The 21,842-nt window shown below is 72.2% G+C and carries 23 protein-coding genes; 16 read left to right on the top strand and 7 right to left on the bottom strand.

What is annotated here, in order from left to right:
- Positions 1-20: 20 nt before the first annotated feature.
- Complete coding sequence (locus EV384_RS08920; protein WP_130331881.1) at positions 21-1,304, bottom strand: GAF domain-containing protein; 1,284 nt, start codon at positions 1,302-1,304, stop codon at positions 21-23.
- A 135-nt stretch (positions 1,305-1,439) separates the two neighbouring features.
- Between EV384_RS08920 and EV384_RS08925 the strand changes: the two genes are divergently transcribed.
- The 3 genes from EV384_RS08925 (at position 1,440) to EV384_RS08935 (ending at position 3,511) form a co-directional block, all read left to right on the top strand.
- A complete protein-coding gene (locus EV384_RS08925; RefSeq protein WP_130331883.1) occupies positions 1,440-1,658 on the top strand; it encodes a hypothetical protein in 219 nt (72 codons plus the stop codon).
- Between the two features lie 121 nt (positions 1,659-1,779).
- Positions 1,780-2,640 carry an SCO6745 family protein gene (locus EV384_RS08930; RefSeq protein ID WP_130331885.1) on the top strand — a complete coding sequence of 287 codons (861 nt, stop codon included), beginning with the start codon at positions 1,780-1,782 and terminating at the stop codon, positions 2,638-2,640.
- Positions 2,641-2,788: 148 nt separating this feature from the next.
- On the top strand, positions 2,789-3,511 hold the full coding sequence (locus EV384_RS08935; protein ID WP_130331887.1) for an RlpA-like double-psi beta-barrel domain-containing protein: 723 nt from the start codon (positions 2,789-2,791) through the stop codon (positions 3,509-3,511).
- Positions 3,512-3,654: 143 nt separating this feature from the next.
- Here EV384_RS08935 and EV384_RS08940 read toward each other — a convergent pair whose 3' ends face one another.
- From EV384_RS08940 to EV384_RS08950, 3 genes are read right to left on the bottom strand one after another with little or no spacing between them, the layout of a single operon-like run.
- Positions 3,655-4,644: a transporter gene (locus tag EV384_RS08940; protein ID WP_130331889.1), complete on the bottom strand. Its 990-nt coding sequence runs from the start codon at positions 4,642-4,644 to the stop codon at positions 3,655-3,657.
- On the bottom strand, positions 4,641-5,531 hold the full coding sequence (locus tag EV384_RS08945; RefSeq protein ID WP_130331891.1) for an ABC transporter ATP-binding protein: 891 nt from the start codon (positions 5,529-5,531) through the stop codon (positions 4,641-4,643). Before EV384_RS08945 ends, EV384_RS08940 begins: the two co-directional genes overlap by 4 nt.
- Before the next feature lie 20 nt (positions 5,532-5,551).
- The gene (locus tag EV384_RS08950; RefSeq protein ID WP_130340374.1) at positions 5,552-5,959 is read right to left on the bottom strand and encodes a GntR family transcriptional regulator; all 408 of its coding nucleotides are present in this window, start codon (positions 5,957-5,959) and stop codon (positions 5,552-5,554) included.
- A 113-nt stretch (positions 5,960-6,072) separates the two neighbouring features.
- On the opposite strand from EV384_RS08950, the gene EV384_RS08955 reads away from it, so the two are divergent.
- Positions 6,073-6,564, top strand: coding sequence for a hypothetical protein (locus EV384_RS08955; protein WP_130331893.1), 492 nt, complete (start codon positions 6,073-6,075; stop codon positions 6,562-6,564).
- A 78-nt stretch (positions 6,565-6,642) separates the two neighbouring features.
- On the opposite strand, the gene gabT is transcribed toward EV384_RS08955, so the two are convergent.
- Both gabT and EV384_RS08965 read right to left on the bottom strand, forming a co-directional pair.
- Positions 6,643-7,914: a 4-aminobutyrate--2-oxoglutarate transaminase gene (gabT, locus tag EV384_RS08960; RefSeq protein ID WP_130331895.1), complete on the bottom strand. Its 1,272-nt coding sequence runs from the start codon at positions 7,912-7,914 to the stop codon at positions 6,643-6,645.
- A gap of 69 nt (positions 7,915-7,983) precedes the next feature.
- Positions 7,984-9,420, bottom strand: a complete 1,437-nt coding sequence (locus tag EV384_RS08965) for a gamma-aminobutyraldehyde dehydrogenase (protein WP_130331897.1) — start codon at positions 9,418-9,420, stop codon at positions 7,984-7,986.
- Between the two features lie 142 nt (positions 9,421-9,562).
- On the opposite strand from EV384_RS08965, the gene EV384_RS08970 reads away from it, so the two are divergent.
- The 4 genes from EV384_RS08970 (at position 9,563) to EV384_RS08985 (ending at position 12,101) form a co-directional block, all read left to right on the top strand.
- Positions 9,563-11,002 (top strand): aldehyde dehydrogenase family protein, encoded by a 1,440-nt coding sequence (locus EV384_RS08970; protein ID WP_130331899.1) that lies wholly within the window; start codon positions 9,563-9,565, stop codon positions 11,000-11,002.
- Between the two features lie 75 nt (positions 11,003-11,077).
- Positions 11,078-11,383, top strand: a complete 306-nt coding sequence (locus EV384_RS08975; protein WP_242623989.1) for a type II toxin-antitoxin system RelE/ParE family toxin — start codon at positions 11,078-11,080, stop codon at positions 11,381-11,383.
- 32 nt (positions 11,384-11,415) lie between these two features.
- Complete coding sequence (locus EV384_RS08980) at positions 11,416-11,688, top strand: helix-turn-helix domain-containing protein (RefSeq protein WP_207232270.1); 273 nt, start codon at positions 11,416-11,418, stop codon at positions 11,686-11,688.
- Between the two features lie 188 nt (positions 11,689-11,876).
- A complete protein-coding gene (locus tag EV384_RS08985; RefSeq protein WP_130331905.1) occupies positions 11,877-12,101 on the top strand; it encodes a hypothetical protein in 225 nt (74 codons plus the stop codon).
- Positions 12,102-12,146: 45 nt separating this feature from the next.
- Here EV384_RS08985 and EV384_RS08990 read toward each other — a convergent pair whose 3' ends face one another.
- A complete protein-coding gene (locus EV384_RS08990) occupies positions 12,147-13,379 on the bottom strand; it encodes an SUKH-3 domain-containing protein (RefSeq protein WP_130331907.1) in 1,233 nt (410 codons plus the stop codon).
- 80 nt (positions 13,380-13,459) lie between these two features.
- On the opposite strand from EV384_RS08990, the gene EV384_RS08995 reads away from it, so the two are divergent.
- The 8 genes from EV384_RS08995 (at position 13,460) to EV384_RS09030 (ending at position 21,796) form a co-directional block, all read left to right on the top strand.
- The gene (locus EV384_RS08995) at positions 13,460-13,873 is read left to right on the top strand and encodes a YbaB/EbfC family nucleoid-associated protein (protein ID WP_130331909.1); all 414 of its coding nucleotides are present in this window, start codon (positions 13,460-13,462) and stop codon (positions 13,871-13,873) included.
- Positions 13,874-13,878: 5 nt separating this feature from the next.
- Positions 13,879-14,235: a hypothetical protein gene (locus tag EV384_RS09000; RefSeq protein ID WP_130331911.1), complete on the top strand. Its 357-nt coding sequence runs from the start codon at positions 13,879-13,881 to the stop codon at positions 14,233-14,235.
- An 18-nt stretch (positions 14,236-14,253) separates the two neighbouring features.
- The gene (locus EV384_RS09005; protein WP_130331913.1) at positions 14,254-18,315 is read left to right on the top strand and encodes a toxin glutamine deamidase domain-containing protein; all 4,062 of its coding nucleotides are present in this window, start codon (positions 14,254-14,256) and stop codon (positions 18,313-18,315) included.
- Entirely contained in the window at positions 18,287-18,589 is a 303-nt protein-coding gene (locus EV384_RS09010; protein WP_130331915.1) for a hypothetical protein, read from the top strand. Before EV384_RS09005 ends, EV384_RS09010 begins: the two co-directional genes overlap by 29 nt.
- Positions 18,590-18,687: 98 nt before the next feature.
- The gene (locus tag EV384_RS09015) at positions 18,688-19,275 is read left to right on the top strand and encodes a DinB family protein (RefSeq protein ID WP_130331917.1); all 588 of its coding nucleotides are present in this window, start codon (positions 18,688-18,690) and stop codon (positions 19,273-19,275) included.
- A 22-nt stretch (positions 19,276-19,297) separates the two neighbouring features.
- On the top strand, positions 19,298-19,948 hold the full coding sequence (locus EV384_RS09020) for a tetratricopeptide repeat protein (protein WP_130331919.1): 651 nt from the start codon (positions 19,298-19,300) through the stop codon (positions 19,946-19,948).
- Between the two features lie 48 nt (positions 19,949-19,996).
- Positions 19,997-20,683, top strand: coding sequence for a deoxyribonuclease V (nfi, locus tag EV384_RS09025; RefSeq protein ID WP_130331921.1), 687 nt, complete (start codon positions 19,997-19,999; stop codon positions 20,681-20,683).
- Positions 20,684-20,809: 126 nt separating this feature from the next.
- Positions 20,810-21,796 carry a hypothetical protein gene (locus EV384_RS09030; RefSeq protein WP_130331923.1) on the top strand — a complete coding sequence of 329 codons (987 nt, stop codon included), beginning with the start codon at positions 20,810-20,812 and terminating at the stop codon, positions 21,794-21,796.
- Positions 21,797-21,842: the final 46 nt, after the last annotated feature.

Raw genomic sequence — 21,842 nt, forward strand, 5'->3', positions numbered from 1 at the left:
CTCGGGTGACGGCGGGGACGTTAGTTTCGCGGACGTTGCAGGAACGTTGCGCGCGGCAGGTCGTACTCCAGGGAGAGCTGGTTGGCGCGCGCCACCGCGAGGGGCCGGCGTGGCGCGCCCGGCGGCAACGCCCGCGCCAGGGCCTGCCAGGCGGTGAGGTCGTCGGACCCGGCGGGCGTCGCGGTCCAGGCCGCGAGCAGCGCCGGGTCCGCGGTCGCCAGCACGGCCGCGCGGAGCTGCCCGTCGATGAGCCGGCGCAATCGCGTCACTCCCGGCGCGTCCGACCCGGGCAGCAACGGCCCGCCGTACGCCTGGAGCGCCCCCGCCGGGTCGCCCCGGTCGAGCAGCTCGGTGACGGTACGGAAGTCGGCGTGCACGGTCCCGCGCAGCCGGTACGGCCGGGAGTCGAGCAGCTCCGGGCCGAGCGCCCGGCGCAGCCGGGACAGTTCGGCGCGCAGGGTGACCGGGTGCAGCCGGTCGTCGCCGTAGAGGTCCAGGCCGAGCTGTTCGCCGGTGCGCCCCTCGGGGTGGTCGATGAGCAGCACCAGCAGCTCGCTGTGCCGGCGGCCGAGCCGGATCCGACGACCGCCGACGCGCAGCTCCGCCTCGTCCCGGCCGAGCGCGCTGACGGTGACCACGTCCGGATCGAGGGGTTGGGCGAGGACCGCCTCGGCGGCCCGGGCGGTGGCCCGGACCAGGGCGAGGCTCTGCGGGTTGGCCAGGTGGTCGCCGCCGGTGATGTCGACGGCGCCGAGCAGCCGTCCGGTGGCCGGGTCGTGGATGGGGGCGGCGGCGCAGGTCCAGCGCTGCACCGGCCGGACGAAGTGCTCGGTGGCGAAGATCTGCACACTGTGGTCGACGGCGAGGGCGGTGCCGGGCGCGTTGGTGCCGGCGTGCGCCTCGTCCCACCGGGCGCCGGGGACGAAGTTCATCCGCTCGGCGTGCCGGAGCACCCCCGGATGCCCCTCCACCCAGAGCAGTCGCCCGTACGCGTCGCAGACCGCCATCAGGTGGGCGCCGTCCTGGGCGATGCCGCCGAGCAGATCCCGGAAGAGCGGCAGCACCCGGGCGAGGGGGTGGGCGGCGCGGTAGCTCTCCAACGCGTCGTCGGTGAGGTCGACCGGGGCGGTGGCCTCCGGGTCGAGGAGCGCCTGGGCCGAGCGGCGCCACGAGTGCCGGACCACCTCCCGCACCAGTTGCGGTTCGGCGCCGCCGGTGAGGAAGGCTTCGTGGGCGGCGCCGACCTGCGCGATCCGCTCAGCCGGATCGGCGCCGAATTCCAGGGCGAGCCACGGGTCAGCCATGGGCGACCTCCTCGCGCCCATGGTGACCCACCTCACCCCTGATCGCCAATACCGGTTGCCCGATCGATCGACACCCCTTCATGCTGGGTCCCGCCCCGCGGGGCGCGGTGGCGTGGTGGCACGGGAAGGGCGGTCGTGATGGTCGGGACGCGGGAACGGATGATGGTGCAGCTCCAGCTGGTCAGCGACGACCGCCACCTGGTGGCCTGGGTGCGCGACGACCGCCGGGTGCGGGTCGGCGCCGAGGTCTCGCTGCGCGACCACGCCGAGCCGGACCGCTTCTGGCGGGTGGTGGCCAAGGGGGAGCCGCGACCCGCCGGTGAAATCAACCGCGGCTGGCACAACGACATCTGACTCTTCCGCGTGGGCCCGGTCCGTGCCGGGCCCACGCCTCTCCCCGGAACTTTACATTGACAAGTTCCCACCCCTCCGGCAAACTTGACGCTGACAAGATGACCGACCCGGGGAGGGTGACATGGACGCGACGATGGTCCGCAGGATGTGGCAGCTGATCGAGCCGGTGCACGCGCTGGTCTACTACGCGCCGGAGCTCACCGAGGAGGCCGCGAACCTCGGCCTGGCGACCGGCGAGCGCTGGCCGGGCTACTTCGCCCTGCGCTCCGCCCCGCTCGGCGCGGCCGGGCCCCAGCTGGTCACGGCCACCTACTACAGCTTCAGCCCCCGCATGGTCGCCGAGTACGTCCCGGCGATCTGGTCCGTCGCCGACCCGGCGAAGGTGCTCGACGCGCGACTGTCCGGGGTGGACCGGGCACTGCGCGCCCTGCTCGGCGACCGGGTCGACTCGCCGGAGCTGGCCGAGGCCGCCGCGCTGGCCCGCCGCGCCGCCGAGGCCGCCGACCTGGCCGGGCGCCCGCTGGCCGCCGCCAACGCCGACCTGCCCTGGCCCGACGCCCCGCACCTGGCGCTCTGGCAGGCCGCCACCATCCTCCGCGAGCACCGCGGCGACGGACACGTGGCGGCGCTGCGCACCGCCGGCCTCGACCCGACCGAGGCGCTGGTCTCCTTCGCCGCCGTCGGCGCCGCGCCGGTCGAGGTCTTCGCCAGCCGGCGCTGGACCGACGAGGAGTGGGCCGCCGCCCGGGACCGGCTCGCCGGCCGGGGCCTGGTGGACGCCGCCGGCCTGGCCACCGATGCCGGGCGCCAGCTCCGCGACGAGGTGGAGCGGCGTACCGACGAGCTGGCCACCGCGCCATGGCGGGCCCTCGGCCCGGCGGCGGGCCGGCTCGCCCAGTTGGTCGCCCCGGTCACCCAGGCGGTGGTCGCCTCCGGGATGCTGCCGAGGCAGAGCACCCTGGGGATCGGGCGGGCCCAATGAGGGGCCGGTGACGACACGTACCGCTGGATGTCGCTCTCAGTCGCCGATCGCCCCTTCGGAAAGCCTTCCTGCCAGAACCGCTGAACCGGGTAGCGCTCCCACGCCGTACCAGGCGGCGTACGGAGATCACCGGACGACGGGAGACACGGTGAAGGTGCAGCGGAAGCACGTTCTGGCGGCGGGGGTGGCGGTGGTCGCCTCGGCGGTGGTGGCGGTCGGGACCGGGTTCGGCTTCGCCGACACCACGCCCGCCCGGCCGAGCGCCTGCCAGGGGTCGGTGACGTTCTCGGCCGAGGGCGGGGCGCCGGCGGCGACCAGCGACCGGTTCCCGGTGGGGACCCGGCTGCGGGTGACCAACCTGGACAACGGCAAGGCGGCGACGGTGACGGTGACCGGCCCGTCGGGCAGTTGTGTGCTGCTCAACGCCGCCGCGATGGAGCTGGTCCGCGAGCCGGGCAAGAACGTCATCCGGCGCAACCTGGTGGAGCGCCTGGACGGTGGTGGCGGGGCCCCTGCCGGCGGGCCGGCGCGGCCGGGCGGCGGCGCGCAGGCCGGCGGCCACACCCGGCCGGGCAATGCGCAGCCCGGCGCCCCCGGGCCCGGCGGCGGGGTGAGCGCACCGGCCGGGCAGAGCGTCTGCACCGGGGCGATCACGTTCTTCGCCGAGGGCGGCGCGCCCGCCGCGACCAGCGGACGGTTCCCGGTCGGCACCCGGCTGCGGGTGACCAACCTGGACAACGGCAAGGTGGTGACCGTGGCGGTGACCGGCCCGTCGGGCAGTTGCGTGCTGCTCAACGCCGCCGCGATGGAGCTGATCCGCGAGCCGGGCAAGAACCTGGTCCGTCGCAACGTGGTGGAGCTGCTCCGCTGACCACGCCGTCGCACGATTGCCGCTCGGTGTCGAGGCGCCCGCCGACGTGACGGCGCGTCGGCCCGGGCGGTCGGTGGAACACCATGGGTGTCTCCGGGGTGCCGGGGCGCCCATGGTGTTCCACCGAGGAGCGTTGGCGGTTGTCAGGCGATGCGGCGGATGCGACGGACGGCCAGGTAGAGCAGGAGCGCGGCGAGGGCAACGAAGATGCCGGTCTCGATGCCCTGGAACAGCCAGAACCGGCCCGCTGGCTGGTACAGCTGCCAGTTGTACGCACCCGGGCCGAGGCCCAGCTCGGCACCGCAGGCCCGGCCGTCCGGTCCCTTCCCACCCGGCGGGCACATGATCCGGGTGTCTGCCGCCACCATCGTCCCGTCGGCGTTGCGGATGCCCATGGAGAGGATCCAGTCGCCGCGCTCCGTCAACGGCTCCGCGGTCCCCTCGATCGGGAAGGTGAGGGTCCGGGCGGGCTGGTAGTGCGGTCGGGCCAGGATCGCCACCGCCGCCCGTACGCCGATGAACCCGGCCAGGGTGATGCCCATGGCGGGCAACATCCGCTTCCACACCGTGCCGGTGAAGATGCCGAGCGCCACGGCGAAGAGGGTATAGCCGATCGGGACTACGCCTTGCAGGTCGAAGACGATCACGCCGAGCCGGCCCTCCCGGGCGGCGTGGGTCAGCGGGTCGACCCACCAGGACATGCCCAGCCCGTAGCAGACCGCGAGGGCCACCACGGCAGCGCCGACCAGCCCGAACTTCACCAGCGTCCAGCGGGTCCGGCCGACGCCCTGGGTCCAGACGAAGCGGTGCGTGCCGTGCTCCACCTCCCGGGCGACCAGCGGGGCGCCCCAGAACAGGCCGACCAGCACCGGCAGGGTGATCAGCAGTACGGCCACCAGGTTGAGGCTGCCGTACTGGTTGGTGAAGCGGCGGAAGCCCGCGTCGCAGCTGTCCCGGGTCGCCGCGGCCACGTCCGGGTCGCTCAGTTGGCGTACGCACTCCGCCAGCCCGAGGTCGGCGAAGGTGTGCCGCATCGACAGGCCGATCGGCACCATCAGGGCGGCGAGTGCCGCGAACCCCAGCAGAGTGAAGAACGCCTGCTTGCGGTGTTGCCGCCAGGTCAGCCAGATCATGCCGGCACCCCCCACTCGCTGTGACTGGTCTGCGTGGCGCCGTCGGCCAGGTAGGCCAGGACGACGTCCTCCAGGCCGACGTCGCGCACCGTCCAGGCGGGATCGGTGACCGGGCCGTCGGTGCGGACCAGCAGCGTGGATTGCCGGTCGGTGTGGCTGGCGCGGACCACTGCGGCGACGCCGCCGATCGGGCCACCGTCGTGCCGCGGGCCGACCAGCTGCCGATGCGAGGCGACCAGGTCGTCGACCGCGCCGGCGAGCTGCACCTGGGCGGCGTTGAGCACGATCAGGTAGTCGCAGACCCGTTCCAGGTCGGCCAGCAGGTGCGAGGAGAGCAGGACCGTGGTCTCGGACTCGGCGACGCTGCCCATCAGTGACTGGAGGAACTCGCGGCGGGCCAGCGGGTCCAGGCTGGCGACCGGTTCGTCGAGCAGCAGCAGCCGGGGCCGTTTGGCCAGCGCCAGGGCGAGTGCCACCTGGGCTCGTTGCCCGCCGGAGAGTTTGCCGACCGGCCGGTCCGGCGGTATGCCGAGCTGAGCCAGCCGGGTACGGGCCAGCCCCGCGTCCCACCGCCGGTTGAGCTTGCCGCCGGCGGTGACCAGTTCGGCGGCGGTGAAGTCCCGGTACAGCGGGGTGTCCTGGGCGACGAACCCGATGTCGGCCAGGCCCTCCGTGTCACCGTACGGCGACCTGCCGAACACCCGCACCGCGCCCGCGTCGGGTTTGAGCAGGCCGACGGCCAGGTGCAGCAGCGTGCTCTTGCCCGCACCGTTCGGCCCGACCAGCGCGGCGATCCGGCCGGCCGGCAGGTGCAGCGAACAGTCCCGCAACGCCCAGGCGCTGCCGTACCGCTTGCCCAGCCGGTCGGCCTCCAAGACCATGTCCATCCTCTGTCCTCTCGTTCCGCTCACGCGGGCTCCTTCTGCGGGGCGTCGTCGGCGAGGGTGGCTCGTAGCGTGGTCTCTACCAGGGCGACGACGTCCTCGGCCGTGAGGCCGGCGGCCTGCGCCCGGTGCAGCCACGCGACCAGGTCTTCGCGCAGCTCGGCCTGGTTGGGCAGGGACGCGCCGGCCAGGGTGCGCCGGACGAACGTGCCCACCCCCGGCCGGCCACCGACCAGACCCTCGATCTCCAGCTCCCGGTACGCCTTCAGCACCGTGTTCGGGTTGATCGCCAGCGACTGCGCGACGTCCCGGACCTTCGGCAGCTGGTCGCCCGGCGACAGCAGGCCGACCCGCAGGGCTTGTTTGACCTGCTGGATCAGCTGCACGTAGGTGTTCACCTTGGACCGGCCGTCCAGCACGAACTCGATCAACCGTGGCAACCCTTCTATTGTCCTACGACAGTAAGACTGTAAGACAGCATCGGCGGAAGAGGAGAGTTCTGTCAACGACCTGCCGTGTCAGGGGGAGGACGTACCGTCCGGTCGTGGGCATCCTCGCCGACTACTTCGCGGCCACCCCCGGGCAGGCACTCACCACCGTGGACGCCGGGCCGGGCGACGAGCTGAGGCCGCTCCGGCCCAAGTTCCTCGAACCGTTCGTGCTGGTCGGCGCGCTCTGGGAAGTGATGCGTCACGGCCATCTCGGCTCACCACGCACGGGCCTCCATGCCGGCGGAGAGCGGGTCGACGGCAACGACGACGAGGGGCCCTACCTGATCCGGCTCGTGTCGGAGTTCGTCACCGAACTGGCGGCGCTGCCGGACGACCGGATCGATGCGGTCGCCGCGGGCTGGGCCACTGCCGAGGAGTGGATGGGTGAGCCGGAGCTGGAAATTGTCGCCCAGCTCGTCGGAGAGCTGCGGCGGGTGGCCCCGTCAGGCGATCGTCGACGCGGCGGCGTACTGCTGGATCTGCGTCTGACTGGCGGGTGGGTGCGAGCGCACCCACCCGCCGGACGCAGACCGCGACGGCGGTGAGCGGGACACCGTGGGCACCTCCTGGAGGTGACACCCACGGTGTCCCACGGGCCGAGGGCTGACGGCTGGGTGGGCCGGTCAGTCGAAGGCGGCGTCCAGGATGTCCAGCCCCCGGGCCAGCTCGTCGTCGGAGATGACCAGCGGGGGCAGGAAGCGGAGCACGTTGCCGTACGTGCCGCAGGTGAGGGTGAGCAGGCCGGCGGCGTGGCAGGCCGCCGAGACCGCCGCCGTGGCGGCCGGGTCCGGGGTCAGGGTGCCGGGCTGCACCAGCTCCACGGCGAGCATCGCGCCTCGGCCACGTACCTCGGCGACCCGTGGGTCGCGCGCGGCGATGGCGCGCAGCCGGTCGCCCATCACCGACTCGATCCGCCGGGCCGCCGCGGCCAGGTCCAGCTCGTGCATGGTCTCGATGGCGGCGAGCGCGGCGGCGCAGGCGATCGGGTTTCCGCCGTACGTGCCGCCGAGGCCGCCGACGTGCACCGCGTCCATCAGCTCCGCCCGCCCGGTCACCGCGGCGAGGGGCAGGCCGCCGGCGATGCCCTTGGCCAGGGTGACCAGGTCCGGCTCGACGCCCTCGTGCTGGCAGGCGAACCATTCGCCGGTCCGGCAGAACCCGGTCTGGATCTCATCGGCGATGAAGACCACCCCGGTGGATGTCGCCCACTCGCGCAGCGCCGGCAGGAACCCCTCCGCCGGTACGACGAAGCCGCCCTCGCCCTGGATCGGCTCGATCAGCAGCGTGGCGACGTTCTCCGCGCCGACCTGCTTCTCCACCATCTCGATCGCCCGTGCGGCCGCCGTGGCGCCGTCCAGGCCGCCGTCGCGCAGCGGGTACGACATCGGCACCCGGTAGATCTCGCCGGCGAACGGCCCGAACCGGTGCTTGTACGGCATGTTCTTCGCGGTCAGCGCCATGGTCAGGTTGGTCCGGCCGTGGTACGCGTGGTCGAAGACCACCACCGCCGGCCGCCCGGTCGCGTGCCGGGCGATCTTGACGGCGTTCTCCACCGCCTCGGCGCCGGAGTTGAAGAGCGCCGAGCGCTTCTCGAAGCTCCCCGGGGTCAGCGCGTTGAGCTGCTCGCAGACCGCCACGTACGACTCGTAGGGGGCGACCATGAAGCAGGTGTGGGTGAAGCGCTCGACCTGTGCCTTCACCGCCTCTACCACCTTCGGGGCGGAGTTGCCCACGTTGGTGACCGCGATGCCGGCGGCGAAGTCGATCCACTCCCGCCCGTCGACGTCGGTGATGGTGCCGCCGCCGGCGCGGTCCACGTAGGACGGAATGACACTGCCGACGCCACGCGCGACCGCAGCCCCGCGCCGCTTGTGCAGCTCCTCAGAAGAAGTCAAGGCTCAGCCTTCTTTCGTTCGCGACTGCGGGGCTCGCAAGCCCGGCTCGCTCCTCGCGCTCACAGGTGGTCAGCCCTCGATGTTGTGCATGACGTGCTTGATCCGGGTGTAGTCCTCCAGGCTGTAGACCGAGAGGTCCTTGCCGTGGCCGGAGTGCTTGAAGCCGCCGTGCGGCATCTCCGAGACGAACGGGATGTGGGTGTTCACCCAGACGCAGCCGAAGTCGAGCCGGCGGGTCATCCGCATCGCCCGGCCGTGGTCCTTGGTCCAAACCGAGGCGGACAGGCCGTAGTCGACGCCGTTGGCCCAGCGCACCGCCTCGTCCTCGTCGGAGAAGCGCTGCACCGTGATGACCGGGCCGAACACCTCGTCCCGGATGATCTCGTCGGCCTGCCGGACCCCTGAGACCACCGTCGGGGCGTAGAAGTAGCCGCGTTCGCCGACCTGCGAACCGCCGGTGTCGACCTTCGCGTGGTCCGGCAGCCGGTCCACGAAGCCGCGCACCCGGGCGAGCTGGTTGGCGTTGTTCAGCGGGCCGTAGAGCACGTCCTCGTCGTCCGGCGCGCCGGTCTTCGTGTTGCGGGCCTGCTCGGCGAGGGCGGCGACGAAGTCGTCGTAGATCCCGGGGCCGGCGAGCACCCGGGTGGCGGCGGTGCAGTCCTGGCCGGCGTTGAAGTAGCCGCCGACCGCGATCGCCTCGGCCGCCGCCGCGATGTCCGCGTCGTCGAATACCACCACCGGGGCCTTGCCGCCCAGCTCCAGGTGGGTCCGCTTGAGGTCCGGCGCGGCGGCGGAGGCGACCTCCATGCCGGCGCGGGTCGAGCCGGTGATCGACACCAGCTGCGGGGTCGGGTGCGCCACGAGGGCACGACCGGTGTCCCGGTTACCGCAGACGACGTTGAAGACGCCCGGCGGGAAGAACTCCGACGCGATCTCGGCCAGCAGCAGCGTCGACACCGGCGTGGTGTCCGACGGCTTGAGCACCACCGTGTTGCCGGCCGCCAGGGCCGGGGCGATCTTCCAGACCGCCATCATCAGCGGGTAGTTCCAGGGCGCCACCTGCGCGCAGACGCCGATCGGCTCGCGTCGGACGTAGGAGGTGTGGCCGGCCATGTACTCGCCGGCCGAGCGGCCTTCGAGGAGGCGGGCGGCGCCGGCGAAGAAGCGGAACTGGTCCACCGCCGGGGGCAGCTCCTCGTCGGCGGTGAGCTGGCGGGGCTTGCCGGTGTTGCGCACCTCGGCGTCGACCAGCTCGGCGGCCCGGGCCTCCACCGCGTCGGCGAGCTTGAGCATGGCCTTCTGCCGCTCGCCGGGCGTGGTGTCCCGCCAGCTCTCGAAGGCGGTGGCGGCGGCCTTCATGGCCGCGTCGACGTCCGCCGCACCGGAGACCGGCGCCTGGGCGAAGACCTCGCCGGTACAGGGGTCGATCAGGTCGGCGTAGCCGCCGTCCACCGCGTCGACGTACTCGCCGTTGACGAAGTTGCGCAGCTGCTGCTGGTCGCTCATCAGAAGTCTCCGAGGGATGGCCGGGGGTGAGGTCAGCGGAGGTAATCGCAATCTGTCTGCCATCTTCGCTACTGAATTCGCGGCCCACAAGGCCTTGAGCAACTGTTTCCGCGCGGGCCTGCGTCGTCTACGCTGCCGAGGTGTGGAGCCGAGAGCCTTCTTCGTCGCCGGCCGCCCCGCTCACGGCGAGGGCGAGCTGACCGTCACCCACCCCTACGACGGCCGGACGGTGGGGCGTACCACGCTCGCCACGGCCGACCAGGTCGAAGCCGCCGTCGCGGCAGCGGCCGGGGTGGCGGCGCAGGCCGCGGCCCTGCCCGCGCACGTCCGCGCGGCGGCCCTGGACCACGTCTCCCGCCGGCTCGCCGAACGGGCCGACGAGGTCGCGGCGCTGATCACGGCCGAGAACGGCAAGCCGGTCAAGTGGGCGAAGGCCGAGGTCGGGCGCGCGGTGTCCACGTTCCGGTGGGCGGCCGAGGAGGCCCGGCGCTTCTCCGGCGAGCTGCAACGCCTCGACACCGACCCGGCGGCCACCGGGCGGATCGCCCTGGTCCGGCGGGTGCCGAAGGGGCCGGTGCTGGGCATCGCGCCGTTCAACTTCCCGCTCAACCTGGTGGCGCACAAGGTCGCCCCGGCCATCGCGGTCGGCGCCCCGATCATCGTCAAGCCCGCCCCGGCCACCCCGCTCTCGGCGCTGCTGCTCGGCGAGATCCTGGCCGAGACCGAGCTGCCCGAGGGGATGTTCTCGGTGCTGCCGCTGCCCAACGAGCGCGCCGCCGAACTGGTCGCCGACCCGCGGCTGCCGGTGGTGTCGTTCACCGGCTCGGGACCGGTCGGCGCAGCCATCCGCCGGCAGGCGCCGGAGAAGCACGTGACCCTGGAGCTGGGCGGCAACGCGGCGGCGGTGATCTGCGAGGACTGGAACTCCGACGAGGACCTGACCTTCGCCGCGCACCGGATCGCGACCTTCTCCAACTACCAGGCCGGGCAGTCCTGCATCGCGGTGCAGCGGGTGTACGTGCACGAGTGGCTCTACGACGGCTTCCTGCCGAGGCTGATCGCCTCGGTGGAGGCGCTGCGGACGGGCGACCCGTCGAATCCGCTGACGGACGTCGGGCCGCTGGTGTCACTCGAAGCCGCCGAGCGGGTCGAGGCGTGGGTCGACGAGGCCGTTGCCGCCGGAGCCACCATCGAGGTGGGTGGCCGGCGGGAGGGCGCGACCTATCCGCCGACCGTGCTCTCCGGGGTACCGGCGGACGCGAAGGTGTGCACCGAGGAGGTGTTCGGGCCGGTGCTGGTGGTCGGGCCGGTCGGGAGCGACCAGGCCGCCTTCGCCGCGGTCAACGACTCCGCGTACGGGTTGCAGGCGGGGGTGTTCACGCACAACCTTCAGACCGCGTTCGCCGCCGCGCGCAGCCTGGAGGTCGGCGGGGTGATCGTGGGGGACGTGCCGTCGTACCGGGCCGACCAGATGCCGTACGGCGGGGTGAAGGGGAGCGGGGTCGGACGGGAGGGGCTGCGCAGCGCGATGGACGACTACACCGAGCCGCGCGTCATGGTCCTGACCGGGGTGGAGTTGTAGTGATCCTCCTGCCCTCAGCGCAGAGCCGGTTCGAAAGTTCTACAACACAGGCGTTGTAGAAGCGCTATAATTCGGGTGTGTGAGACCGCCAACCAGGTGGCGGCTGCCATTGACATCCTTGCCCGTGAGGGCCCGACCTTGGGGCGGCCGTTGGTGGACCGCGTCAAGGGTTCGGACTACAAGAACATGAAGGAACTCCGACCGGGCTCGTCGGGAAGTACCGAGATACGTATCTTGTTTGCTTTCGATCCGAACCGGGCGGCCATCCTGTTGGTCGCCGGGAACAAGGCTGGCAACTGGAAGGGCTGGTACGAGACCAACATCCTTGAGGCCGACAAGCTGTTCGCCGAACACCTGCGGAAGTTGAAGGGGGAACGCTGATGGCACCCAGTTGGCGGGATACTCGCTCCCGCATGAACCTGGATGAGGCCAAGGTCGCCGAGCACACCGAGCGGATGCTCGGAGAGATACGCGCCGAGCGCCTCAAGGAGGTGCGCGAACGTCATGGCGTGAGCCAGACCGAGCTGGCCGGCCGGATGGAGGTCTCCCAGGCTCGGGTCTCGGCCATCGAGAAGGGTGAGCTGTCGACCACTGAGTTCGGAACCATCGCGCGATACGTGGCTGGCCTCGGTGGCAAGCTGCAGATCGTCGCGGACTTCGGAGACGAGCAGGTCGTCCTCAGCTAGTGCGGATCACAGCCGTGGCCGGATCGAGAATTTTCGACTCCGCCTCACCCAATCCTTCACCGAAGGTGCCGTGGGCACAGCACGAACAACGCACGGAGTGAGTCCCTCGACCCGCTCCAGCTGCGGCTGGCTCGTTCGGCACGCGGGAGGCCGCACCCACGGCCCCGCCGGCTGCTGGGACGGTCGCCGTGCTCGCGGTGGCGGGCATCACCGGCTCGGGTGGCTCGGCGGCATCCGGCGCCGATCCGGCGAGCGGGTTCGAATCGGAGACCGTCGCGTGCAGGATCGGCTCGGCCGGCGGCCGAAGGAGAACGTTTTACGCCATCGTGAGCGACGACGAGATCACCAGCGACGTGGTCGACTACCAGCCGCACGACCTGACGTTCTGGATAGACCTCCGCCGGGTCACCTGAGTCGGATCGTTTTGGTCCGGCCCCGGTCGCCCTCGCGGCCGGGGCTCACCAGGTCCCGTCGTCGCGTACCAGGGTGGGAGCCCGGCCGAGCAGCAGGGTGGTCAGGGCGGCGTCGATGTCCGGGCCAAGGAACCATTCGCCGGCCTGGTCGAGCGCGAAGATCCGGCCGTGCTCGTCGACGGCGATGATGCTGTCACCGCGCTCGCTTCCCAGCGGGAAGAGCCGCACGCCGAGGACGGCCCCGAAGTCGGCCAACGTGTCGGCGCTGTGTGCGCTGCGCAGAGGATTGGTCGTGAACCGGTTGATCCATACCTCCTGGCCGGGCCCACGCCGGCGGCTCAGGATGGTGGGAAAGGCCTTCAAAGCCTCCTCTGCCGCGGGAAAAGGCACGTGACGGTGATGCCGCCCGGTGATCGCGCATGTTTCCGCGATGGCACCAGCCGCCAGCGCCGCATTGAACATGCTTACTTCCCAGCCCGCGTCCATCAGCGCCTGTCCGACTTCGCCGGGGAAGCGCTCCGGGTCCATGACTGACTGCGGCGCCGGACGCCACTCGCTGGTATACGCGAGGTCCGACCAGGGCAGCGCGTTGAAATGCACCAGGAAGTTGATGCACGAGTCGCAGGGGAGTTGGGCGGGTCCACCTGCCGGATCGTTGGACTCACGGATGCGGAAGACCTCGACTCGGGCAGCGCCCAGCAAGGTCTTCGCCTCTTCGAGGGTGGCCTGGGAAAGACCGTCGGCAACGCGCTGATGGTCGTACTCATGCAGGACGTCAGAGACGACGATCATCTCGGCGTGCCGCTCGCCGCCGCGTACCAGGTGCCCGGGTGGCAGCTCGTCGAGGTACGCCCGGACCAGCGGGTGGTGGTGCAGCTCGACCTCGCCCTTGGCGCCGAAGGCCCGGTGGACGCGACCGTCGAGGGTGAGGTGGGCGGCGGCGCCCGGCGTGGGCAGTCGGGTTATCTCGCGGAGCAGCTGGCTGGCCGGGTCCACCGTTCGGGGAGCGCGGGGCTCGGGCGGCCGACGTTGCCGGTACATCTGCTCGACGGCGGGGAACGGCAGTCGCGGCCAGGTGGAGACATCCCCGGTCTGCTTGTCGACGATGGTCGTCGGCAGGTCGCCGGGGAGCGCGCGCGCCTCGGTGGCGACCTGCGAGGTGATGAGGTAGCCCAGATCGAACTCCTCGACCACCGGCGTGCACGGAAACCCCAGTCGTTCGGAGTCCCGCTGCGCCCACACGGCGGCCAGTTGCTCGGCTTGCTGACGCTCGATCACGGCCTGAAATTACCGGACCCCACGGATTCCGTGGCACCCGGTATGGTCTGCCCTACCGACCGTGACGGAGAGGGGCGGCGTTGACCGAGAGTGTGGACCGGGACGTCAACCGCGCGCTACGGGCGCGGTTCGACGAGGTGTACGGCCAGTACCAGCGAATTCGGTCCGGATTGGACGAGCTTCAGGTCAAGCTCGCCGAGTTACGGGTGACCGAGCGCTCCGACGACGGGCAGGTGATCGCGATTGTCGGCGCGCGGGGCGAACTGATCAGTGTGGAGGTCGAGCCCTCGGTCTTTCACGACCGCGATGCCAGGGCGTTGAGTCGGAAGATCACCACGACGATCCACCGGGCCTCCGCCGCAGCCGTCACCGCGACCCAGGACCTGGTCGCCGGCTATCTGCCGGCCGGCTCGCCGTCGGTGGAGTTCCTCCGTACCAACGATTTCACTGCCCTGCTGAGCCGCGCCGACACCGTCCTCCGGTCTGCAGAGTGACCGCCGTGACCGACGGACAGCTCTGGCTCGACCCTGACCGCGCCCGGCGCGGCGGAGCGGACCTGACGCTCGCGGGCGAGGCGGTCAGCGCCTCCCGGCGACAGGCCGGTGGCGCGATCGCGGACGCGAGCGCCGAGCGGCCCTGGGGTCGGGACGACATCGGCGCGGCGTTCGAGAAGCAGTACCGCCGCTACGAGGAGACGCTGCTGCGTGCCTGGGAGATGGTCGGTCGCTCCCTGGAGGGGCTCGGCGCCGACGTGGCCCGATCCGTCGCCGCGACCGTGGAGAACGACGAGGCCACCGCTCGCCAGCTCGACCGCATCCCCGATCAGCACCAGTTCCCGCAGCGGCACCGGCGCTGACCTCCGGAGGATCCGCGCGTGAGCCTGCTGCCCAGCCCGATCCCGCACCCGCTCGACTACTGCCCCTGGGACCTGCCCGGCTGGATCTACGAGGCCCTGGACTGGGTCGTCGGGGTGGAATGGCCCGAGGGAAACGAGCGCGCCGTCTGGGACCTCGCCGATCAGTGGTACGGGGTTGCCGCCGTTCTGGCCGGACCGCGCGACGACGCGACCTCGGCGGCGTCCGAGGTGCGCAGCGGCTACGGCGGCATCGGCGCGGTGGCCGAGGCCTTTGACACCGTGTGGCGGCGGGTGGCCGAGGGGGACGAGGCGCCTTTGCCCGTCCTACTCGCGGTCACCGGCGAGCTCGGGCAGCTGGTCGAGTCGTGCGGCTGCGACATCGAGGGCGCCAAGCTCGAAGTCTGGATAGAGCTGGGCATCCTGGTCGTCGAGCTGCTCTCGCTGGCGGTCGTGACGGTGCTCACCGTCGGCGCAGCCTCGCCAGCGGCCGGCGTGGCGATCACCACCACCAGGATGGTGGTGCAGCAGATCTTCAAGCGGCTCATGGCGCAGCTCGCCCGCAAGGCCCTGAAGGAGGGCCTCAAGGAGGCCAGCGAGCGGGCCGCGAAGGAGGTCGTCAAGAGCGGCGTACGCGGCTTCGCCCGTCGGGCCGCGCTCGGTGGGCTCGTCGAGGCGGGACAGGAGGCCGGGGTCAGCCTCGCCGCCCAGGCGTACCAGAACTCGACCGGTCGTCGGCACGGCCTGGACGTCGCCGATGTCGGTATGTCGGCGGCCGGTGGCTTCGCCGGTGGCACGGTGGCGCCGCTAGCCGGCCTGGGCCGGCACGCCAACGGGCGGTTCGCCGAGATCGGCGAGCACTTCGGTCGGGAGATGACCGGCGAGACCCTCGCCGAGGGTGCCGCCGGCCTGGTCACCGGGCAGGGGGCCTCGCTGGAGGACCTAACGCGGGCGGCCGTCGCCGGCGGCGGTGGCGCGACGACCAGCCAGGCGGACAGGGCGCTGCAGCACCGGCTCGACGGGCGGATGACCGCCCTCGCCGGCACGAGCCTGCCGCCGACGGACCTCACCGGTACGGCTGCCCTCGCGCCCGGCCCGGACTCGCCAGGGCTGGACACCCTCGGTCAGAGCGCGGTTCGACCCGCCGCCGCGACACCGACGGCCGGTGCCGGCCCGGGGAGCGAAGCGGTTTCGTCGCAGGTGCCGAACCAGCGCTCCGGACCGGTCGCTGCCGCGATGGTCGGGACGCCTTCGGTCGACGGGCACGCCGTCCTGGGCGCTTCGGCCCCTGCTGTTTCGCATCCGGCGTTGGTCGCGTCCGCCTCGGTCGCCGTGGAGCCGGTCGCGGTCCCGCACTCGTCCGTCACGGCGGAGGCGGGGATGACGCCGACCCTCTCGTCGGCCGCCGTCGACCCGGGCCTGGCTTCTACGGTCCCGGCGTCCGTTGATGCGGACCCGGCGCACCCGCGGACGAGTGTCGACAGCACTCCGCTGCGATCCGCGGTGACGGCAGAGCCGTTGGCGGGCCCGAACCGGGCACCCGTCGCCGTCGCCCTCCCGTCCACAGGGGTGCCGGGACCAGCGTCACAGCCGGTGGCGGGCGGAGCCGTGCCGGTGGGCACTGAGCCACCTCGCACCGGCGGCAGCAACACCACGGCCGGCCGCTCCCCGGTCGGCACCTTGACAACGCCGGCCGTGCCGACCTCCGCGTCGCGACCAACCCACGTCGCCACGCCCGCCCCGGCCGTGTCAGGCCGTGACGCCGGTCCGCCTGTCCCGCAGCAGTCGCCGTCGCCATCACCGCGATTTCCGATGCTGGAGGCGTTGGCACCCGGACCACCCCGGCACACGGACGACGCCTCTCCGGCTTTCCCGGGGCCGTTCAACCCGCTGCCGCCCCGCCCGCGTACGCCGGAGCAGTTCGTCGCTCAACGCGCTGCCGACCGCGAAGGCCTGGATAGACGCCGCTACCAGGGCTACTTCGAGGCGCAGCGGGCGTGGTTCGAGGACAAGCGGCGCCACGATTTGGCCAAGGAGCTTCGCGAGGCTGCCGACCAGCACTATGAGGCCGCGCGCTGGCTCATCAGGCAGGCGCGTGAGTTGATGTCATCGGGTCACCACTACATGGCGGATCAGCACCGGGGAGAGGCGCGGCTCAGGGAGCGTCTCTATCACCAGTCGCTGGAGATGGCGGAGACGGTGCTGAACGGGTCCGTCGTGCCCGCGCACTTGACGGTCGAGGACGACGCGGACTTCTACCGGATCAACGACGACGTCGCCGACCTCGCACCCGGTGCGGTCGAGACGCCCGACCGGTCGGCACTGACCGGAGACGACGATCCGCCGCCGATCGACCGCTCCCGCCGATTCGGCGTCCGGGGTGGGCTGCGCCCGCCGCTCGCGTTGCATCAGACCGACCTCGAACGGCAAATGCCGCGCAACCCGGATGGCAGCGTCGTGCGGACCGCCGACCCACGGTACGGCGGTTGGTTCCAGCTCGCGAACGACGGCGGCCCGCAGGCCGACGCCACCCGGGGCCTCAACTGCCTCGACTGCACCCTGTCGCTCTACGACACGTGGCTGCACGGCCGGCCCAGGGTCTCCGCGCCACGTACCTTCGACGGCTATCTGGAGGGGGACGTCCGCCGCCCGGTCGGCGGTGAGGCGGACGGCCCTCGACGCGTTGAGGAGGTCACCGGAGGCCGGTTCCAGAAGCTGTGCGGGGAGACCGACGCGGCGACCGGCTTCGGGGCAAGGCAGGCGGTCGAGAGCGGCTATCGCGACCTCCACGAGCATCTGCTCCTGGGTGGGCACGGCAGTTACGCCTTCCTCATCACCAGTTGGGAGGGCGGCGGTTCGCATGCGTGGGTGGCACTGAATCAGAACGGCACCGTGCTCTACCTCGACCCGCAGAACGGGCACGTCTGGGATCGCCCGCTCTACACGCACGACGGTGCCGTGGGCCTGGTGAACGTGGTCGGGATTGACGCGCTGGTCCTGGACCGGGACGGTCGTCCGATGCCGCTGGCCGGCCGACCACCCGGCGAGTTCAGCGTCCTGCCCGACCCGCCGCCGCGACCTGATCCGTCGCGACCACCGGTGCCACCACCGACCCCGCGCGACGCGGTCGACGACGTGCCGGACTTCAACCACGTCCACCTGCTCTGGGAGGCGGATGCCTCCGCCAGCCGGGCGCAGGACCCGATCCCTCCCGGCTCGGCGGCTGCTGACGGGTTCGCACACCTACGGGACAGCTTGTCGCCGGGCGAGATGTCGACGCTCGACGGCCTGGTCGAGCGTGCGGAGGCGGCGGCGGACAGCGTGCAGAGCGAGCTGACCGCGATCGGGCACCGGGTGACGGCCAGGTTGCAGCTGGAGCGACCTGTTGAGCTTCGGGACCAGGAGTTCCGGGTCAAGAGCCGGGCGTCTCTGGCCCGCAAGTTCCTGGACGAGGCTGCCGCGGTGGGTGTCCCGGTCGAGGACTTCGGACGGCAGGTCAACGACGTGTTGCGGTTCGCGTTCGTCGCGCCCGGGGGCGACCGGTACCAGGCGGCGGTCGAAGGTGTGCTGGCGGAGCTCAGTGCGGCCGGCTTCGCGGTACGGGACGTCGACTGCAAGAACTTCTGGCGCGCCGGTAATCGCTTTTACGGTTTCAACTGCACGGTCAGGTCCCCGGGCGGCCAGCTCTTCGAGCTGCAACTGCACAGCGAGGCCTCTCGGGCTGCGTGGCTCGAGACCCACCACTCCTACGAACGCCTTCGTCGCCTCGACGAGTCGCCGTCGCAGCGCGTCGAGGCCTTCCTGCGGATGCTGGCGATCAATCGCGCGCACGGAACGCCGGACGACGTTCCATGGGAGCTGTCGCTGCGCTTCCCGGCCAAGGACGCGACGTTCGCCAAGTGGATTTCGGTGAACGGCGCCGTGTGGCAGCAGTATCTGACGGAGCTCCGGGCGGAAGGGCGTACCTTCGCTGACGTCGTTCGCGGGTACGGGCTCACCGCGAAGGACTTCCCAATCCCACAGGAGATTTACGGTCGGCTGGGGGAAGCCAATGTTGACGTATTACGTGCTCTACCGCACTGACCAGCGCGGCGAACCGGCGGGACTCTTCGTGGTGGACGCCACGAACGGACATGCGATGGTGTGGGATCACCGCCACCGGGCGTGGACCTACAACCCAGGGCTTGCCGCCCGCTTTCTCGATGACCATCGCAACTTCGATAGGTACGACGAGGTCGACCGCCAGACGGCGGACCGGCTGGTTCCCGGCATGACCGGTGGAGTTCCCCTGCCCGACGAAGTGTCGATTCGGTCGGTCTTCACACGGGAGGGCCCGGCAGATGGCGATCGGTCCTGAGGGTGCAGCGTCGGTGGATACCGCGGCCTCGCCGTCGAGTGATCAGGTACGTGGGTATATGCGTTGCGGGAGGGTGGAGCGTCGGCGAGGGTCCGGGCATGTCTGACGCGCGTACCACCACCGAGACCGACCAGCCCGCTCCCCAGTTCGCCTGGTCGAACATGTTCGTCCGCCCGGAGGACGATCCGCGCTCCGAGGGCGGCTACCACGATGAACGGTCGATGCTCGTCGGGTACCTCCGCGACTATCGGCTGACCCTCGAACTGAAGTGTGCCGACCTCGACGCCGAGCAGCTCGCCCGGCGGTCCGTACGGCCGTCGAAGATGTCACTCCTCGGCCTGGTGCGGCACCTCGCCGAGGTCGAGCGGAGCTGGTTCCGGCGGGTGATGGCCGGCCAGGACGTGCCCAAGCTCTACTCGCCGGAGGGTGAGCGCGACGGCGCGTTCGACGACGCGGTGGGGGACCCGGCGGTGGTCGAGGAGGCGTGGCGGAGCTGGCGGGCCGAGATCGCGTTCGCCGACGAGTTGGTCGCCGCGACGGCGGATCTCGGTGTCCGGGCGCGGATGTCGGACGGGGAGGAGATCTCGCTGCGTGAGCTGCTGCTGCACATGATCGAGGAGTACGCCCGGCACTGCGGTCACGCCGATCTGCTGCGTGAGCGCATCGACGGGCGAGTGGGTCAGTAACCGACGAGGACAGGGAGCGGGCATGGGCGTCGAGGACCGGATCGAGCGGGCCAGGGAGCTCTACGAGAACGCGGTGTTCGCCGGCGACGGTGCCGCGCTGGCCGTCGCCGAGCGGACGCTCGACGCGGTGGAGGCGGATCTCGCGCTCGCCCGCGGGCGGGTGCTGCACGCGCGCTTCCTGGAGGAAGAGGGCGAGGACCCGCGCGAGCTGGGGCTATTCGAGCGGGCCGCCGAGCTGTACCGGGCGCTCGGCGACGGGCGCGGGGAGGGCGAGGCGCTGTTCTGGGTGGGCTGCCTCCACCAGGTCATCCGCGGCGACAACGACACCGCGGCCCCGGCCTTCACTCGTGCCCGCGAGCTGGCGACCGAGGCCGGCGACAAGATGACCCTGTCGTACGTGCTGCGGCATCTGGCCTTCACCGAGCAGGCCGCCGGCCGGCTCGACGGGGCCCGGCAGCTGATGGAGGAGTCCACCCGGCTGCGCCGGGAGATCGGTTTCCAGGCCGGGGTCGCCGCGAACCTGGTCGGGCTCGGCTACCTCGCCGCCGAGGCCGACCAACCCGAGCAGGCGCTCGCCCTCATCGACGAGGCCGCCGCGGTCGCCGAGGCCGCCGGCGCGCACGGCGTCCTGCGCTGGGTCGACGAGGCCCGCGGTGACCTCCTCCCCGCCTGAGTGCCAAACACCACTCCTGGCCGCCGGTCGCCGGGACACCGAGCGGCCGTGACGACCGGCCGCGTGCCGTACGTGCCGCCCGGCAGCGTCGCGGAGGCGTTGCGCGTACAGGAGGAGTTGCGGCCGCTGGCCGACCTGGCCGGGCCGGGACCGACCGCGCCCGCGACGGTCGCCGGCCTCGACGTCGCGTACGCGGAGAGCGGCGACCGGCTCGCGGCGGCCGTCACGGTGCTGGACGCCCGGACGTTGGCCGTGGTGGATTCGGCGGTCAGCGTCGGCCGGCCCGCCTTCGGGTACGTGCCCGGGCTCTTCGCCTTCCGCGAGCTGCCCGCGCTGCTCGACGCCCTGGACCGGCTGCCCGTCCGGCCTGACCTGCTGGTCTGCGACGGGCACGGGCTGGCCCACCCGCGCCGGTTCGGGCTGGCCTGTCATCTCGGCGTGGTCACCGGCCTGCCCGCGATCGGGGTGGGCAAGACGCCGCTGGTCGGCGAATGGGACGAGCCGGGTCCACGTCGGGGCGCCTGGACGCCGCTGCGGGACGGCGGCGAGGTGGTCGGCCGGGTGCTGCGTACCCGGGACGGGGTGAAGCCGGTCTTCGTCAGCGTCGGCCACCGGATGAGCCTGGCGAACGCCGTCGACCGGGTGCTGGCGCTGACCCCGCGCTACCGGCTGCCGGAGACCACCCGGACGGCCGACCGGCTCTGCCGCGACGCCCTCGCCGCCGCCTCGACCTGACCGGACCGGGCCGAGGGGCAGGGTGGCGCCGCGCACATCCGGGGCGCTCAATGAGCAGGCGCCACCCTGGCCCGGTAGTAACCTGACCCGCGGGGCCCCGCCGGGGCGAGGAACGGTGAGGTGGACATGTCGGTTCGGCGGCACGCGGTGCGGCTGGCCACGGTGGGCGCGCTGCTGGGTGGCCTGGTGACCGTCGGGGCGTCCCCGGCGTTCGCCGAGGGCGACCGGGTGGAGGTGCGTTCGGCGGACCGCTTCACCGTCGGTGGATCGCCCGGCACGGTGGCGGTCGAGGTGCGCAAGCGCACCGACGGGTGCGTCCTGCTGCGGACCGGGCTGGGGCTGCGACTCGACGGCATCCAGGCCGACCAGGTCCAGGTGCAGGCGAACATCGGTGGGCAGTGGCAGGCGGTGGGTGTCGGGGGTGGTGGCGGCACGGTGGCCACGGCCCGTACCTCGCCGGCCAACCCGACCCTCTGCAAGGGCAAGAGCATCACGGTCCGTTACCGGGTCGCCTTCCTGGCCGGCGCGCCCGGCGGTCGGTTGACCGTCGTGGGCGAGGCGACGAACGCGGTCGGCCGGCTGCTCGGCCGCGCCTCGGACTCGTCCAGGGTGGTGGGTGCGGCAGCGGCCGCGCCCTCCCCGACGCCGTCGCGGAAGCCCTCGCCGAGCCCCAGCCCGACGCCGAGCGCCGAGCCGACCGAGCCGCCGAGCGCCGCGGCCGCCGCGCTCGATCCGGCCGCCGGGCAGAGCAGCGCCGCCGACAACTCCTCCGGAGGTTCCCCGATCATGTTCTTCGGCATCGCGCTGGTGCTCGTCGGCATCGCCCTCATCGTGCTGCTGGTCCGCCGCAACCGCGCGGAGCAGGTCGACCAGCCCGCCGGCTACCAGGAGGTTCCGCTGCCGCGCAGCTCCGGCGGCACCACCTACGGCACCCCGAGCGGCCAGGTGTACGGGCAGCAGCCAGCAACCCCCGGCGGCTACGGCGGTACGCCGGCGCCCCGCCCCACCGGCAACGTCTACGGCGGTCCGGCCGGCGGGCAGCAGCCCGGCGGCGAGCCGCCGGCGCCGGCCGGCGGCGACGCCACGACCTTCATGCCCCGCCTGCCCGGCTGAGCCGGGACGGGCCCGCCGCGCTCCGTTACGCTCAGTCGTGATGACC

This window comes from Micromonospora kangleipakensis (assembly GCF_004217615.1).
Taxonomy (GTDB): domain Bacteria; phylum Actinomycetota; class Actinomycetes; order Mycobacteriales; family Micromonosporaceae; genus Micromonospora; species Micromonospora kangleipakensis.